Annotated in this window: 14 protein-coding genes; 5 read left to right on the forward strand and 9 right to left on the reverse strand. The window is 68.6% G+C overall.

Going from position 1 to position 14,925, the window contains the following annotated elements:
* Positions 1–50: 50 nt before the first annotated feature.
* The gene (locus I6I07_RS22845; RefSeq protein ID WP_198483833.1) at positions 51–1,175 is read right to left on the reverse strand and encodes a muconate/chloromuconate family cycloisomerase; all 1,125 of its coding nucleotides are present in this window, start codon (positions 1,173–1,175) and stop codon (positions 51–53) included.
* A 107-nt stretch (positions 1,176–1,282) separates the two neighbouring features.
* Here I6I07_RS22845 and I6I07_RS22850 point away from each other — a divergent pair, with 107 nt between their 5' ends.
* Positions 1,283–2,167, forward strand: coding sequence for a LysR family transcriptional regulator (locus tag I6I07_RS22850; RefSeq protein WP_198483834.1), 885 nt, complete (start codon positions 1,283–1,285; stop codon positions 2,165–2,167).
* A 99-nt stretch (positions 2,168–2,266) separates the two neighbouring features.
* Complete coding sequence (locus tag I6I07_RS22855) at positions 2,267–2,764, forward strand: hypothetical protein (RefSeq protein WP_061071109.1); 498 nt, start codon at positions 2,267–2,269, stop codon at positions 2,762–2,764.
* Positions 2,765–2,816: 52 nt separating this feature from the next.
* Here the strand turns inward: I6I07_RS22855 and I6I07_RS22860 are convergent, their stop codons facing one another.
* The 5 genes from I6I07_RS22860 to I6I07_RS22880 form a co-directional block, all read right to left on the reverse strand.
* Positions 2,817–3,485 (reverse strand): class I SAM-dependent methyltransferase, encoded by a 669-nt coding sequence (locus I6I07_RS22860; protein ID WP_198483835.1) that lies wholly within the window; start codon positions 3,483–3,485, stop codon positions 2,817–2,819.
* 124 nt (positions 3,486–3,609) lie between these two features.
* Positions 3,610–4,791: a hypothetical protein gene (locus I6I07_RS22865; protein WP_198483836.1), complete on the reverse strand. Its 1,182-nt coding sequence runs from the start codon at positions 4,789–4,791 to the stop codon at positions 3,610–3,612.
* Positions 4,792–5,026: 235 nt separating this feature from the next.
* A complete protein-coding gene (locus I6I07_RS22870) occupies positions 5,027–6,145 on the reverse strand; it encodes a siderophore-interacting protein (RefSeq protein WP_198483837.1) in 1,119 nt (372 codons plus the stop codon).
* 3 nt (positions 6,146–6,148) lie between these two features.
* Entirely contained in the window at positions 6,149–7,264 is a 1,116-nt protein-coding gene (locus tag I6I07_RS22875) for an ABC transporter substrate-binding protein (protein ID WP_232625692.1), read from the reverse strand.
* Between the two features lie 10 nt (positions 7,265–7,274).
* The gene (locus tag I6I07_RS22880; RefSeq protein WP_232625693.1) at positions 7,275–9,425 is read right to left on the reverse strand and encodes a TonB-dependent siderophore receptor; all 2,151 of its coding nucleotides are present in this window, start codon (positions 9,423–9,425) and stop codon (positions 7,275–7,277) included.
* A gap of 210 nt (positions 9,426–9,635) precedes the next feature.
* Between I6I07_RS22880 and I6I07_RS22885 the strand changes: the two genes are divergently transcribed.
* Positions 9,636–10,337, forward strand: coding sequence for a TetR/AcrR family transcriptional regulator (locus I6I07_RS22885; protein WP_198483838.1), 702 nt, complete (start codon positions 9,636–9,638; stop codon positions 10,335–10,337).
* A gap of 4 nt (positions 10,338–10,341) precedes the next feature.
* On the forward strand, positions 10,342–10,950 hold the full coding sequence (locus I6I07_RS22890; protein ID WP_232625694.1) for a class I SAM-dependent DNA methyltransferase: 609 nt from the start codon (positions 10,342–10,344) through the stop codon (positions 10,948–10,950).
* A gap of 26 nt (positions 10,951–10,976) precedes the next feature.
* Here the strand turns inward: I6I07_RS22890 and I6I07_RS22895 are convergent, their stop codons facing one another.
* Together I6I07_RS22895 and I6I07_RS22900 are read right to left on the reverse strand one after the other, a co-directional pair.
* Positions 10,977–11,552 carry a hypothetical protein gene (locus I6I07_RS22895; protein ID WP_198483839.1) on the reverse strand — a complete coding sequence of 192 codons (576 nt, stop codon included), beginning with the start codon at positions 11,550–11,552 and terminating at the stop codon, positions 10,977–10,979.
* A gap of 57 nt (positions 11,553–11,609) precedes the next feature.
* Positions 11,610–12,569, reverse strand: coding sequence for a LysR family transcriptional regulator (locus I6I07_RS22900; protein WP_198483840.1), 960 nt, complete (start codon positions 12,567–12,569; stop codon positions 11,610–11,612).
* A gap of 137 nt (positions 12,570–12,706) precedes the next feature.
* Here I6I07_RS22900 and I6I07_RS22905 point away from each other — a divergent pair, with 137 nt between their 5' ends.
* Positions 12,707–13,105 carry a RidA family protein gene (locus I6I07_RS22905; RefSeq protein ID WP_006395193.1) on the forward strand — a complete coding sequence of 133 codons (399 nt, stop codon included), beginning with the start codon at positions 12,707–12,709 and terminating at the stop codon, positions 13,103–13,105.
* A gap of 83 nt (positions 13,106–13,188) precedes the next feature.
* Here I6I07_RS22905 and I6I07_RS22910 read toward each other — a convergent pair whose 3' ends face one another.
* Complete coding sequence (locus I6I07_RS22910; RefSeq protein ID WP_198483841.1) at positions 13,189–14,730, reverse strand: hypothetical protein; 1,542 nt, start codon at positions 14,728–14,730, stop codon at positions 13,189–13,191.
* Between the last annotated feature and the right edge of the window lie 195 nt (positions 14,731–14,925).

A 14,925-nucleotide genomic window follows, 5' to 3' on the forward strand; every position in this document is an offset into this window, starting at 1 on the left:
GCGCGCCGATGCGTGGCCGGCGCGCGGGAACAACCGTGGGGCAGGGCGCGTCAGCGGTCCCTGCGGTAGAAAGCCAGTTTGTCTTCGTCCAGTTCCAGGCCCAGGCCCGGACCGGTGGGAATCTGCATCTCGAAATCGCGGTAGCTGGGCGGGTTGGCGACGATGTCGTCCTTGAGCAGCAGCGGGCCGAACAGCTCGGTGCCCCACGACAGCCGCGGCAGGCAGGCGAAGCCGTGGGCCGAGGCGATCGAGCCGACCGAGCCTTCCAGCATGGTGCCGCCGTACAGCGACATGCCGGCGGCGTCGCCGACCGCGGCGGTGCGCAGCATTTCGTGAATGCCGCCCGACTTGGCGATCTTCAGCGCCAGCACGTCGGCCGCGCCCAGGCGCGCGATGGCCAGCGCGTCCTCGGGGCCGTTGACGGCTTCGTCGGCCATGATGGGCACCACGAAGCGCGCCGCCAGCCGCGCCATGCCGGCGAGGTTGGCGCGCGGGATCGGTTGTTCGATCAGGTCGACGCCGGCCGCTTCCAGGCGCGCGATGGCGCCGGCCGCGTCGGCCTCGTTCCAGGCCTGGTTCACGTCCACCGTGACGCGGGCGCGGTCGCCCAGCGCCTGCTTGATGCGCGACACGTGGGCCACGTCGTCGGCCACCGCGCGGCGGCCGACCTTGAGCTTGAAGGTGTTGTGGCGGCGGCTGGCGAGCAGCGACTCGGCTTCCTCGATGTCGCGCGCGGTGTCGCCGCTGGCCAGGGTCCACAGCACCGGCAGGCTGGCGCGCACGGCGCCGCCCAGCAGGGTCGAGACCGACACGCCCAGGCGCTTGCCCTGGGCATCGAGCAGCGCGCTTTCCAGCGCCGACTTGGCGAAACGGTTGCCGCGCGCCACGCTTTCCAGGCGCCGCATGGCGGCGTGGATGTTGGCGGCGTCCAGGCCGGCCAGCGCCGGCGCCAGGTAGGTGTCGATGGCCAGCTTGATGCCTTCCGGGCTTTCCTCGCCGTAAGACAGGCCGCCGATGGTGGTGGCCTCGCCGATGCCCTCGATGCCGTCGCTGCAGCGCAGGCGCACGATCACCAGCGTCTGGCGCTGCATCACGGCCATGGCGAGCTGGTGGGCGCGGATGGTCGGCAGGTCCACCAGGATCGCCTCGACCGAGTTTATCGTTACCGGATTCATACTTTCCAAAGCAGGTTCTTCAGGTGAAGCGCAGTATCGCTTGCGTTACGCCGCCAAGTCCAAGACTATATGGGTCTCCATTGATACCTTTAAGGTTTGAATCAGCCATGGAACTCAGGCACCTGCGGTACTTCCAGGCGGTGGCGCGCGAGGGCAGCTTCACCCGCGCCGCCGAAGCGCTGCACATGGCGCAGCCGCCGCTCAGCCGCCAGATCCGCCAGTTGGAAGAGGAACTGGGCGTGGCGCTGTTCGAGCGCACCACCCGAGCGCTGCGGTTGACCGAGGCCGGGCGCTTCCTGCTGGAACAGTCGCGCCTGCTGACCGCGCGGCTGGACGAGGTGCTGGAAGGCACGCGCCGGCTGGGCCAGGCGCGGCGCCGCTGGTTCGGCATCGGCTTCGTACCGTCGACGTTGTACGGCTTCGTGCCCGAACTGATCCGGCAACTGCGCGGGGCCGACGCGCAGGTCGAGGTCGGCTTGATGGAGATGACCACGCTGCCGCAGCTGGAGGCGCTCAAGGCCGGCCGCATCGACCTGGGCATCGGCCGCATCCTGCTGGATGATCCGGCGATCGAGCGCCGCGTGCTCATGACCGAGCCGCTGATGGCGGCGGTGCCGTTGCATCATCCGCTGGCCGCCTGCGCCAGCGTCTCGGTCGACCGGCTGGCGCAGGAGCCGTTCCTGCTGTATCCGGCCCGGCCGCGGCCCAACTTCGCCGACCACGTGCTGGACCTGTTCCGCGCCGCCGGCCATGCGCCGCAGGTGGCGCAGGAAGCCAACGAACTGCAGACCGCGATCGGCCTGGTGGCGGCCGGCCTGGGGGTGACGGTGGTGCCGGCGTCGGTGCAGCGCCTGCAGCGGCGCGACGTGGCCCACGTGCGCATCGACGCCGAGGCCTTCGTGTCGCCGGTGATCGCCAGCTATCGCAAGGACGACGCTTCGCCGTTCCTGGCGCAGGCGCTGGCCCTGGCTGCGCAACTGGCGAAGGGGTAACAAAGCGTAGACATGGCGGTTGCGGCGAGCCGGCTTGCGGCACACTACGCGCGTGCCAATCCCGTGCTTCCAATAACAATCGTCATAGGGACCCTAGCAATGCTGATCGTCAACATCCAGAACAAGGCCAAATGGCTGTTTTCCCAACTGGGGCAGCTGGTCATCGCCGTGGGCCTGCTGTCGCTGGTCTTCAACTACGCCTACCGCTACACGGTCGATCGCCATATCGATACGCCGGTCTTCTACGTGGCGACCGTGGCGCTCGGCCTGATCACGTTCCTGCTGATCCGCAAGGACTACGTGTTCGTGAACCGCTATGCCTTCAGCGACAGTGAGATCCAGGTCAGCACGTTGCTGGGCGTGAAGAAGAACTACCCCACGTCGCGCTATGAATTCGTGCCGTCGCTGCACAAGGCGATCAACCTGCCCGAGCAGAAGGCGTCGCTGTCGTTCTACGTGCGCGACGCGCAGAGCAAGAAGAACGTCCGCAATTATTCGTGGGCCGGTTTCTCGCCCGAGGATTTCCAGGCCGTCTCGCGCCTGTACGGTTATCGCGGCGAGACCGATTTCAAGCAGAAGGATTTCGGCAAGCGCTAGGGGCCTTTCACACGCAAAGGCGCCTGGCAGAGGTCGCCAGGCCGCGGGCGCCTTATGCCTTGCGGCAGACCCAGCCCTTGAACGTCAGCGCCGCGTAGAACAGTTCGACGTCGGTGAAGCCGGCCTCGCGCAGCAGGGCTTCATCCGCTTCGGGCGCCAGCACGGGCAGTTTTTCCTTCATCGCCTGCATGCCGCTTCGCGCCTGTTCGGCCGGCACGCCCGCCGCCACCACGAAGGCGGCATTGCGCGCCAGCCAGGCGTCGCGCCGTTCGAGCGGAAAGCTGTGGTGCGCGACGATGAACGGGGCGCCGGGCCTGAGCCGGCGCGCGACCTCGCGGACGGTCCTGAGCCGTTCGGCGGCCGGCAGGAAATGCAGCGTCAGCAGGCAGGTGGCGCCGTCGAAAGGGCCTTCGGGCGCGTCGTCGATATAGCCCTGGTGCAACGTCGCGCGCGAGGCCAGCTCGCCCAGCGTGGCGCTGGCCTGGCGCAGCATGTCGGCCGAGGGATCGACGCCGTCCAGCCGCCAGCCCGGCCGCGTCCCGGCCAGGGCCTTCAGCTCCAGCCCGCCGCCGGCGCCCAGCACCAGCAGGCGGCCATCGTCCGGCGCCTGCTCGGCCATCAGCACGCCGATCATGCGGTGCAGGTCGCGCAGCCCGGGGACATGGCGCGCGACGCGTTCGGCGTAGTCTTCCGAGGCGCCGGGCGTATTGGTGAAGGACATGGGATCTCCGGGGCGGGGGCGCCAAGGGGCGCGCCATTATCAAGAAACATATGATGTTGCATGATGGCCCGGCCGTCAAGCGGCGCGCCGTGCCGGCCGCCCGCAAGGGGAGATCAGGGGAGACTCAGGCCGCGATGGACAGCGCCCGCGCCGCGCCGGGAAAATCCGGCAGCACGATGTCGCAATGGCCGGGACGGACCCAGCGCACCCGTTCGCGGGTGGCGTCGATGCAGCCGCCCGCGGCGTACACGCCCTGCGGGTCGCGGATCCGCATCATGCGTTCGAGGATGACGGCCGTGGCCTCGGGATCGGCCAGGGTGGCGTGCACGTGTTCCTTGACGATCTGCTCGTCGATGTAGCGCTTGCCGGCGGCATCGGTGCGCAGGCCGTGCCGCCAGTGGTAGATCTCGACGCACTTGGACGTCAGCGTGTACGGCACGCCGCGTTCCCAGAAATTGTTGAACAGGCCGCCGCCCAGGTAGAACACCCAGGACCCCTCGTAGCCTTCGACGTCCGACGATTCGGCGTCGGGGTTGCGGAACCAGAGCCGGTCGCCGGGCACGTAGAAGCGCTGCGGCAAGGGCGCGTCGAGCGCGCCGTACTCGTGCAGGAAGGTGTCGTGGAAGCTGCCGGACATGACGGCGCGCGTTTCCCACTGGCGTTGCAGCCGGCGGCCCAGCTCGGGGTTGGCCGCCTGCAGTTCCTGCGCGATGCCGAGCACGGTGACGTATTCGGTGGCGCGATAGCACGAGAACGAATACAGCTGGCCCGAGGCCTCGGGCTGGGTGGCCTTGCGCAGTCCGTCGATCAGCGAGCGGCCCGGCAGCACGGTGAAGCCGCGCGCCTCGTCGTAGGTCCAGTAATCCTCGGGCCGTTCGGCGTGTTCGGTGTCGAAGGCCAGGGCCGTCTTGCCGGCGGCCTGCACGATGTAGCGGCGGATGCGCACCGCCGACGCCAGTTCCGCGACGCTGGGGAAGTCGAAGGCGACCGGACTGGCCAGCATCGCCAGGACGATTTCGCGGTCCAGGTCGGCCTCGTTGGCATCGGGGCGCAGGCTCAGCGCGCGCGCCACGCGGGTCGTGTCGTGATCGGGCAGGTAGCTGGCGGCGAAGCCGCGATTGAGCGTGGCGTGCGCGCCGGGCGCGGCGTCCTTGAGCAGGTCGCAGCGGGCGGCGGCGCGCAGGCCGAGGTCGGACAGGAATTGTTGCGTGGCCTCGAGCACGGCGCCGGCCTGGCCGGCGTCGGCGGCGAGGATGCGGATCCCGCCCTGATCGGGATGATTCGGTGACTGCTGGGAAGACGGCATGGGAAGCGAATCGGTAGCGGCGGACAGGGTATGGATAGGCGCGAGGCGGGGTGAGTTCCCGTCAAGCTGCAAGAGGGGGTGAAGAACTATTTCAGCCCCTCTGGCGCCTTGCGGCCGGCCCCTGGCGAACCCTTGTGGGGCCCGCCGGATTGTAGGGGCGCTTCCTTAATAATAGCTGTACGAAACGGGCCGCAACGGTCACCGTTCTGTCATCCCGCTGTCATGCCGGCCGGGCTTATTCGGCCAGATAGGCGGGCGCGCCGATCTCGATGATCTGCTCTTCGCTCAGCGTGCGGTGCCAGTACGAATACAGCACCTGCCGGTCGGCGGGCAGGCCCAGATCGTGGCGCAGATAGCGGTGGATGGCGCGGAACGCCTTGTGCTCGCACCCGCCCCAGAAGAAGGCGTCGTCGAGCGCGTTTGGCCATGACACCGCGCGCACCGCGTCCGGCAGCAGCGTGGTGGCGCCAGCGGGCGCGCCATCGCGGTGCAGCCAGCGCAATGCGATGCCGGCGGGCGCGGCCAGCGGCAGTTCCTCGCTGGCGTCGCGCACTTCGATGAAGGCGTGGCCGCGCGTGTCGGCCGGCAGCGATTCAAGGATGCGGGCGATGCCGGGCAGACCGGTTTCGTCGCCCGCCAGCACATGGAACGAGGCCGGCTTGGGGCCGCCGGCCGCGGGGCCGACGACGCCGACGCGGTCGCCCGGCACGGCCGCCTGCGCCCACCGCGTGGCGGGCCCGGCATCGGCGTGCAGCGCGAAATCGATGGTCAGCGCGCCCGCGGCCGGATCGATGGCGCGGATGGTGTAGACGCGGGTCGGCATCTTGCCGCCGGGCCAGGTGACGCGGCCGTGGCCGTCCAGCATCGGCCAGGCGACGTCGGCGTCGCCCTTGGGCGCGAAGATCAGGCGGCAATGCAGCTGGTCGGCGCGATCCAGATGGGCCAGGTCGACGCCTTGCAGCACGATGCGGCGCAAGTGCGGCGTCAGGTCGCGCACCGAGGCCACGCGCAGGATGCGCAGATCGTCCAGCGGCGTCAGGCCGCCGGCGTCGCCGCGCCACTGGATGTCGAGCCGCTCCTGCGCGGCGATGAAGCCGATCGGGCCGGCCAGCGCGTGCTTCATGCGGTTCAGGGCGGCGGGGTTTTCGGCCTCGACCTGGATGTGCAGCGCGCCCGGGCGGGCTTGCAGGGTGGCGTGCCCGAAGGGCGCGGTGACGATGTGCTGGTCGTGGTCGGCCTGCACGCTCATGTCGTGCGTGGCGATGGCCGCCAGGATCGGCTCGAGATAGTCGGCCAGCTTGGGAAAGGCGATGATGGCCGACGCCGTACAGGACGGCGTGGAGGGCTTGGACAAGATTTACTCCTGGAGGGAGACCCACAGCGGGCCGTCGATCGGCTCCTGCAAAAAGCGGCGATTGATCGTCGCCAGGGTCTCGGCGGGGTCGAAGTCGGCAAAGCGGTCGGGATGCAGCCACTTGGCGGCGGCCTCGACGAAAAGCGGATTGAACGGCGCGACCGTGATGAGGCCGGTCCAGATGCCGTGCACGCGCCCCTGGCGCACGCTGGGCAGCGCGGAAAAACCGGTGCGGGCCACCAGGCGCCGCAGGCCGGCGCGGCCCTGGGCCGGGTCGATGCCGGGACCGATGGCCGGGCGTCCGCCCGAGACCCAGCCGCCGCCCGAGGCGATGTAGACATCGTGTGGCGTGGCCAGCAGGTATTCGAGCTGCAGCTTCTGGTACCAGGGCGCGGTCACGCCAGGCAGGCTCTGGCCGCCGGCCAACGCCAGCAGCTCGCCCCAGACCTGCTTGCCGGCAGCCCAGCAGCAGTCGTCGGGCGTGGATTGCACTTCCAGGTAGGTGGTCACCGGTTTGGCGCCGGCCAGCCGCCGCGCCACCTCGGCCAGGCGTTCGTCGGCGAAGGCCGAATAGGCCGCGGCCCGGTCGCCGGCATCGAGGATGTCGCCCCACATGCCCAGGTTGCGGTGCAGCGTGTCGATCGGGCCGGCCCCGGCGGGCGCGACGGCGTTGCTGGCGACATCGCTGAAGGCCACCGGGATGCCCAGCGCGGCCAGGCGCTGGAGCAGGCCGCTGGCGCCGTCCTGGGGCGCCATGAAGGCGCTGGCCACCACCAGGTCGGGCGCCAGGTTGACGATGCCTTCCAGCGAGATCGTGGTGGGCGCCTGCTTGCCGATCACGGCGATCGGCCGCTTGCGCTCGAAGCGCGCCTGCAGCGCGTCGCTGTCGATGCGGTCGGCGGCGGCCCAGCCCACCACCAGTGACGCCGGATCGGGGTGCAGCAGCGCCATGGTGAGGATGTCGCGCGCCTCCAGTAGCACGATGCGGCGCGGCGCGGCGGGCAGCCGCAAGGTGCGTCCGGACATGTCGGTCAGCGTGCGCGGTTGGCTGGCAAGGGCGGGCAGGGCGCCGCCCAGTCCGGCCAATGCGAGTCCCGCGCAGAAGCGGCGTCGATCCATGGTCAGGTCCTTACCAGCGGTAGCTCAGGCCGGCGATGATCTGGCGGCCGTTGCCGTACTGGCAGAAATAGTCGGAGCTGCAGCTGGAATAGTAGGTCTTGTCGAACAGGTTGTTGATGTTCAGGCGGCCTTCCAGCCCCTTCAGGCTGGGGATGGTGGCGCCGAAGTCGTAGCGCAGCGCGGCGTCGATCAGGGTGTAGCCATCGGCCTTCACCTTGTTGGCGTTGTCGGCGTAGCTCGAGCCCACCGTGCGCACGCCGGCGCCGACCTTCAGGCCTTCCAGCGCGCCGGAACCGAAGCGGTAGTTGGCCCACACCGAACCGTAATAGGTGGGCACCGCCTGCGGCCGCTTGTCGTTGTTGGCCTCGACCGCGGCCTGCGTGACTTTGGTGTCCAGCAGCGTCAGGGCGGCGATCAGCTCCAGGTTGGAGGTGACCTGTCCGCGCGCCTCGAATTCCAGGCCGCGCGAGCGGATGCGGCCGTCCTGGGTATTGAAGCCGAAGGTGTCCGGCACCAGCGCGGCGCGCTGGCGGATGTCGAACGCCGACACCGTGAACAGCGCATCCACGCCGGTCGGCTGGTACTTCAGGCCGACCTCGTATTGGCTCGCCTTGCTCGGCACGAACGGCGCGCCGCTCGAATTGACGCCGACATTGGGCTCGAACGAGGTGGCGTAGCTGACGTAGGGCGCGAGGCCGTTGTCGAACAGGTACAGCAGGCCGGCGCGGTAGCTGGTCGCTTCGCTGGACTGGTTGGTGCTGGACCTGGCCAGGCGGTTGTCGGAATCCTGTTCGGTCCAGTCGTGGCGCACGCCCAGCAGCGCCCGGAAGCCGCCGAAGCGGAACTGATCCTGCACGTAGGCGCCGGTCTGGCGCAGCGTCTGGCCGCTGTCGATGATGGTCATCAGCGGGCCGATCGGCTGGCCGTACTGCGGATTGGTGACATTGAGGGACGGCGCCGGCCCCCAGTTGTATTGCCAGTTGCTGCGGGTGTGCTGGTAGTCGATGCCGGTCAGCACGGTGTGCTGCACCGCGCCGGTGGCGAAGTCGATCTGGGCCTGGTTGTCGAGCGCGACGCCCTTGACGTCCTCGATCGAGCGCAGCGCCTGGCGCGCGATGGTGCCGTCGGCGGCCAGCGGCGCGGCCATCTGCAGCGAACGGAAATCGACGTCGACGTCCGAGTAGCGCAGGCGCGAGCGCAGCGTCAGCGCCGGGCTGACGCGGTGCTCCAGCTGGTAGCCGATGCCGTGCTGTTCGCGCTCGAAGGCGTCGAACTTGGGGTCGCCCACGTTGAAGCGGCGGCCAAGATCGTCCTTGTACCGGGACGGCGCCAGGAACTTGGGATAGACCGAGTTGAAGTAGCCGCCGTCCGGATCCTTCTGGTAGTACGCGGACAGCGTGAAGGTGGTGTCGGCGTTGGGCCGCCAGGTCAACGACGGGGCCACCGCGTAGCGGCTTTCGTGCACGCCGTCGTAGCGACTGTCGGCGTAGCGGCCGACCCCGGTCAGGCTGTACTGCAGCGTGCCGGCCTCGTTGACGGCGCCCTGGCTGCTGAAGCCGGCGCGGGCGCGGCCATCGTTGCCGCCTTCGAGCAGGATCTCGTGCGTGGCCTGGTCGGACGGCCGGCGGCTCACCTGGTTCACCAGGCCGCCGGGGCTGACCTGCCCGTACAGCAGCGCCGACGGCCCCTTGAGCACGTCGATGCGGTCGAGCAGATAGGGGGCGATGGCCGCTTGCGCGAAGGCCTGGCCGCGCGGCAGCTTGAGGCCGTCGAGGAAGTTGACGTAGTTGGTGGCGGTGCCGAAGGCGCCGAAGCCGCGCAGGAAGACCGAGTCGTAGCGTGAGTTGGTGTCGCGGTCGGACAGCACGCCGGCGGTGTAGCGCAGGGCTTCGCTGACGGTCTGCGGCGCCTGGTCGTCAAGCTGCTTGCGGGTGATGGTGGAGATCGACTGGGCCGTCTCGAGCACCGGGGTGCCGGTCTTGGTGGCCGACGTGGTGGTCGGGAGCAGGATGCGGTCGCTGCTGTCGGCCGGGTCGGCGGACTCGCCCTTGACCACCACCGGACTGAGTTGCACTGCTTCCTGCTGCGCCTGGGCCGCGCCGGCCGCCAGCAAACCAGAAACCGCCCCGAGGATCACGGCTTCCCGGACATCAATCGCCATTTCAACACCTGTTGCAAATGAAAAGAAATCTCAATTGCAATCATCATCACATAAACGGGACGGTAACGTCCAGTTAATTTGGAAAAAATAAAACCCTTGACGCCCGTCTCTGCGGGGTGATAACGGGACTTTTGCGTTTGGTTGTTTGCCGTGCGGCGCCCGCTGGGGGACAATGGCGGCCATCAAGACTGCCACCCACGGACCGATTGGATGACCACCACCCAGCCCAGCAAGACCGCCACCCCCGCCCGCCGCATCGCCGCGCCGTCGCCCGCCGGCGAGACGGCGCGCAAGGCGCCGGGCGGGCGGCCGACCCGGGAAGCGGCGGCGCAGCTGGAGCGCCGCATCCTCGAGGTCGCGGCCGAGCTGTTCGCCGCGCAGGGCTACGCCGCGACGTCGATGGAGCAGGTGGCCGAGATCTGCAAGGCGGGCAAGGACACGCTGTATCGCCGCTACGCCTCCAAGGCCGCGCTGTTCGGCGCGTTGATGGACACGTTCCGCGGCGCGATCGTCGAGGAACTGAACGCCTGTATGGCTGAAGCGGGCGCGCCCGAGCAGCGCCTGCGCCGCTACGCGCGCGCCTTGCTGGACATCAACCTGCGTCCGCAACTGGTGGCGCTGAACCGCGTGGCGCTGGGCGAGGCCTTGCCGGCCAAGGGCGTGCAGCCCACCCCCGGCGCCGACGATCCCTTCCTGCGGCGCCTGGCCGATATGGTGACCGAGGCGCAGGCGGCCGGGACGCTGGGCGGCGGCGACGCCGCGTTCATCGCCGAGCAGCTGCTGTACGCCACCTCGATCAAGCCGCTGGTCGCCACCATGCTGGGCGAGACGCGCTTTGCCGATCCGGCGGCGCAGCAGGATTACTTCGACCGCGCATGGGACCTGTTCATGCGCGGCGCCGCGCCGGGTTGAGGCCGTGTCCAATCCCTTGTCCCGCGACGTGATGGCGCTGTACCAGGCGCATGCGGCAGCGTTCGAGCGCGACCGCGGCGCCGCGTTGATCGAGCGCGCCTGGCTGGCCGATTTCCTGGCGGCGTTGCCGACGGCCGCGCCGCGGGTGCTGGACATCGGCTGCGGCACCGGCGTGCCGATCGCCGGCCACCTGATCGAACACGGCTGCCGGATTACCGGCGTCGATAGTTCGACCGCATTGCTGGCGCGCGCCGCGGCGCGCTTTCCCGAGCAGGCGTGGATCGCCGCCGACATGCGCCAGCTGCCTTGCGCCGGGCCGTTCGACGGCCTGATCGCGTGGCACAGCTTCTTCCATCTGTCGCCCGAGGACCAGCGGCCCATGTTCGCGCAGTTCCGGCGCCTGGCCGCGCCGGGCGCGGCGCTGATGTTCACCAGCGGCACGACGCTGGGCGAGGCCATCGGCCAGCTCGACGGCCAGCCGCTTTATCACGGCAGCCTGGACAGCGCCGAATACCGCGAGCTGCTCGCCGCCAACGGCTTCGAGGTATTGCGCCACGTCGAATGGGACGCCGCTTGCGGCAACGCGACGGTGTGGCTGGCCAGGCGGACCTGAGCCAGGCGGTGCGACGGGCCGTCAGGTCATAGATGCGGATCGCGCAGGATCGCCCGGATCCTGAGGAAGGCGTAGGCGGCGCAGCCCAGCGCGATCAGCACCACGAGCCAGGCATACGCGTTCTTGCGCTGCTTGGTGGACCAGGCTCTATCGTAGGTGGCCACCGGATCCCACAACACCTTGCCGTCCATCTGGCGCAGCCCATAAACCCTGATGGGCACGTGCACGCTGAACATCTGGCCCTCGTAGACGTTCTTCAGGTCGTCCGGCTCGCGGTCGGTCAGCAGTTCCAGGGTCCGTGGCAGGACGAGGCCGGTCACAACGGCGCCCGCCTCGAACGCCACGTCGGGATAGTCGTTCGAGAAATAGCAAAGGGGCCTGTAGCCGCTGTTCTGCCGGGAGCCGGCGGTCCGCGAGTAGGGGCATACGGCCAACTTGTCCACGCGCACGGCGATGGCGTGCAGCGTGGCGGGATCGGGCGGCAGGTACGCCCTGTTCGCGGCGTCGAAGAGATCGCGGGACAAAATCAGTAGCATCAGGCAGAGGAACAGCGCACTTAGCGGGCGCTTGAAGCGCGCCTTGATCTCGCTCCATTCGCTCATCGGTGTGGCCTCGTAGCGCGGGGGGTTGCGGTAGTCATGCACATCCTTGGTTCAGGCTCAAGGCCTCTTCGATTGCCGTATTGTAGGTGGCGGGTGTATGCGAGCGAATTCGGGCGGCGCATGCAGCGCCATCAGTTCCGCCACCCAGTCGATGAACACCCGCAGCTTGGCGCTGACGTGGCGGTTGGGCGGAAAGGCGATGTACAGCGGCATCGAATCCAGCCGCCAATCCTCGAACAACGGCGTGAGCTCGCCGCGCGCGGCATGCTCGCGCGCCATGTAGTCGGGTAGCCACAACACGCCCATGCCCGCCAGGCCCGCCGCCAGATAGGCGTTGCCGTCATCCACCGCGACCACGTAGCGGCCGTGCACATGGACGCGCTCGTCGCCGCGCCGCATGGCGTAGGGCAGGGGCTTGCCGCTGCGCGACCAGAGGAAGCCGACGATGCGGTGGTGGCTGTCCTCGAGATCGCGCGGATGGCCGGGCGCGCCGGCCCGCTGCAGGTAGGCGGGCGCGGCATAGACGCGCAATTGCAGGTCGCCGACGCGCCGCGCCATCAGTGATTGGTCGGTCAGCTCGCCGCCGCGCACCACGCAGTCGACGTTCTCGCCGATCACGTCGACGATGCGGTCGCTCACGCCCATATCCAGCTGGATGTCCGGGTAGCGCGCATGGAAGGCGGGCAGGGCGGGCACCAGGATCATGCGCGCCAGCGGGCTGGGCACGTCGACCCGCAGGCGGCCGCGCGGCACGGACGCGGCGCCGGACAGGCTGGTCTCGGCGTCGTCCATGTCGGCCAGCAGCCGCAGCACGCGTTCGTAGTACACAGCGCCGTCGGCGGTGACGTTGACCTTGCGGGTGGTGCGGTTGAGCAGGCGCACGCGCAGCCGCGCCTCGAGCTGCTGCACCAGCTGGGTGACGCTGGTCTTGCTCATGTGCAGCGTGTCGGCCGCCTTGGTGAAGCTGCCGGTTTCCACCACCCGGGCGAAGGCCTGCATTGCGTCGAAACGGTCCATCGCCACTCCAGGGATCAGGGGATTGTTTGCATTTTACAAACAGTGATGGACAGGCTTGCCCGTTTATCGGCGGCGGCGCCGTCCGTACAGTGACTGCATCATCAATACGGGCCGAGGCCCGGGACAGGAGTACTTGAATGGCAACGCGTGATGTGGTTTTTCCGGCCGGGCGCCAGGCGCTGTACGAGCGCAACCGCTATTCGCCGGCGGTGCGGTCGAACGGCTTTCTGTTCGTGTCGGGCCAGGTGGGCAGCCGCGAGGACGGGTCGCCCGAACCCGATCTGGAGGCACAGGTGCGGCAGGCGTTCGACAACCTGAACGCGATCCTGAAGGCGGCGGGCGGCAGCTTCGAGGACGTGGTCGACGTGACCGTGTTCATGGTGGATCCCGCGGCCAAGTTCGAAACCATCTGGAAGGTGGTGCCGGAATACTGGGGCCAGGCGCCGCATCCGACCCTGACGGCGGTCGGCGTGACCTGGCTGTACGGCTTCGATTTCGAGATCAAGGTGATCGCGAAGCTGCCGCAGGACGGCTAGCCGCGCCTGGAGACGGCCCAAAAAGCGACGGGGCAGGCCGGCATAAGCGCCGGACCTGCCCCGTTGTACGTGCAGAGGCGGGATCAGCCGCGCAGGCGGGCCACGGCCTGGGCCAGGTCTTCCTGCTTGCGGACCAGGGTGGCCTCGACCTGGTCGCGCGGGGTGCGCGCGTCTTCGCGTGCCGAGTTCAGGTCGGCGGCGCGCAACAGGCCCATCAGGTCCTCGGAGCGCGTCTGGGTCGTGGGGGTGATGCTGCTCTGGTCGACCAGCTTGCCCTTGATGAACTTGGTCACCAGGGTGGACATCGTGCTGGATTCGGTGAACGAGGCCTTGGCCAGTTCGCCGTCTTCGTAGGCGATGTCGGTGCGACTGCTGTGGTCGTCGCGGATCTGGTAGAACGCGTAGTTCTGCGACTCGGGATCCGTGGTCAGGTTCAGCTTCTGATCGGGCGTGAGCGCGCGGTGGAAGCTGGCGTTCAGCGACGATTGCTGCTGTTGCGAGATCGCCAGGTCGAGTTGCGGCCGGCCGCTGGACGTGGTGTTCTGCGACGTCTCGTACGAGAAGGTGTCGAGCTCGCGCGCCTGCAGCGGATTGGACGCGACCGGCGCCTGGTTGATCGAGGCGGAAAAGTCGGCCAGGCCCGACAGCATGGTGCGATGCACCTCGGCCGGCATGCCCAGGCGCGTCGTGGTCTTGCCTTCCGGGGCCCACTCGCCGTAGCTCTTGTGCAGGTCCGAGAAGCCCGACTTGAACAGCGTCATGAGCGCGGCATCGCCCTGGCCGCGGTTCTGGGCGCTGTCGAACTTGGTCAGGTAGCTGTTGATGGCGGCCGTCTGCTGCTGGGCGCTGCCGAACTGGCTGGGCTTGCTGGCGTCGACGTTGATCTGGGCCGAGCCGGCCACGGTCTTGATCGTCAGCGAGCGTTGGCCCGCGTCGGCCTGGAAGTTGAAGCTGACGCGGTCGGGGCCTTCGGCGCCGACCGTGGCTTCGAGCGAGACCGACGACAGCACGCTGCTGTTGAACTTGGCCAGCGCGCCCAGCGCCAGCTTGGGCGGCACGGCGGCCAGGCCGTCGACGGCTTCCTGGAACGATTTGGACAAGCCGGCGATGGCGGTGCGTTCTTCCTCGGTGAGCTTGGCGTCGCCCACGTCGATCTGCACGCCCAGGCCCTTTTCGTTGCTTTCCAGCGTGACCGTGACCTTGGCGCCGCTGGCGGTGGTGATGCGCAGCGCGACCGAATTGTCAGCCACGGCCGGACCCTGGGGCGCGGCGACGCCGTCCACCGGCGCGGCGGCGCGGGCCAGGGGCATCGATAGCGAGTAATTGCCGCCATCGTTCTGCATGCGGCCCAGCAGGGCCGCGGCCAGGCCCTTGAACTGGCCGGTCAGCGACGAGGCGCGGACGTTGTCGGACATCAGCGAGGACAGGGCGTCGGGTTCCTGCACCTGGCCAGCGGCGACGGATTCGGGCGAATAGGTCAGCACGTTGGCCGGCTGGCCCAGCGTCACCGAAGTGGACGCGGGGATGTCGGGACTGCGGTTGACGGTGGTGACGCGGGACACCCCGGTCGCCGGCGCCTGCGGGGCGATGACGAGCGGCGGGGTGTAGCTGGAGATCGTGGTCATGTCAGTGGTATTCCTGGCGGGCAACAGCTGCCCATGAGGCTTGCCGGGGAGTATCACCACCACTAACGGCACAGGCGCCGGGAAATTAATCGACCAACGATATTTATTTTTTCTTTTTCGTAATTAAGGCTTTTTCATTCAGCTTGATGGCAGTCTTGGAGCAGGATTGATAATAATGTCGACAAAATGAATATC

The organism is Achromobacter deleyi (assembly GCF_016127315.1).
Taxonomy (GTDB): Bacteria; Pseudomonadota; Gammaproteobacteria; order Burkholderiales; family Burkholderiaceae_B; genus Achromobacter; species Achromobacter insuavis_A.

Excerpts from the sequence above, each read along its gene's own strand:
- I6I07_RS22865 (WP_198483836.1), bottom strand. The coding sequence starts at position 4,791 with ATGCCGTCTTCCCAGCAGTCACCGAATCATCCCGATCAGGGCGGGATC.
- I6I07_RS22905 (WP_006395193.1), top strand. The coding sequence starts at position 12,707 with ATGGCAACGCGTGATGTGGTTTTTCCGGCCGGGCGCCAGGCGCTGTAC.
- I6I07_RS22875 (WP_232625692.1), bottom strand. The coding sequence starts at position 7,264 with ATGGATCGACGCCGCTTCTGCGCGGGACTCGCATTGGCCGGACTGGGC.
- I6I07_RS22895 (WP_198483839.1), bottom strand. The coding sequence starts at position 11,552 with ATGAGCGAATGGAGCGAGATCAAGGCGCGCTTCAAGCGCCCGCTAAGT.
- I6I07_RS22910 (WP_198483841.1), bottom strand. The coding sequence starts at position 14,730 with ATGACCACGATCTCCAGCTACACCCCGCCGCTCGTCATCGCCCCGCAG.
- I6I07_RS22880 (WP_232625693.1), bottom strand. The coding sequence starts at position 9,425 with ATGGCGATTGATGTCCGGGAAGCCGTGATCCTCGGGGCGGTTTCTGGT.
- I6I07_RS22860 (WP_198483835.1), bottom strand. The coding sequence starts at position 3,485 with ATGTCCTTCACCAATACGCCCGGCGCCTCGGAAGACTACGCCGAACGC.
- I6I07_RS22850 (WP_198483834.1), top strand. The coding sequence starts at position 1,283 with ATGGAACTCAGGCACCTGCGGTACTTCCAGGCGGTGGCGCGCGAGGGC.
- I6I07_RS22845 (WP_198483833.1), bottom strand. The coding sequence starts at position 1,175 with ATGAATCCGGTAACGATAAACTCGGTCGAGGCGATCCTGGTGGACCTG.
- I6I07_RS22900 (WP_198483840.1), bottom strand. The coding sequence starts at position 12,569 with ATGGACCGTTTCGACGCAATGCAGGCCTTCGCCCGGGTGGTGGAAACC.
- I6I07_RS22855 (WP_061071109.1), top strand. The coding sequence starts at position 2,267 with ATGCTGATCGTCAACATCCAGAACAAGGCCAAATGGCTGTTTTCCCAA.
- I6I07_RS22885 (WP_198483838.1), top strand. The coding sequence starts at position 9,636 with ATGACCACCACCCAGCCCAGCAAGACCGCCACCCCCGCCCGCCGCATC.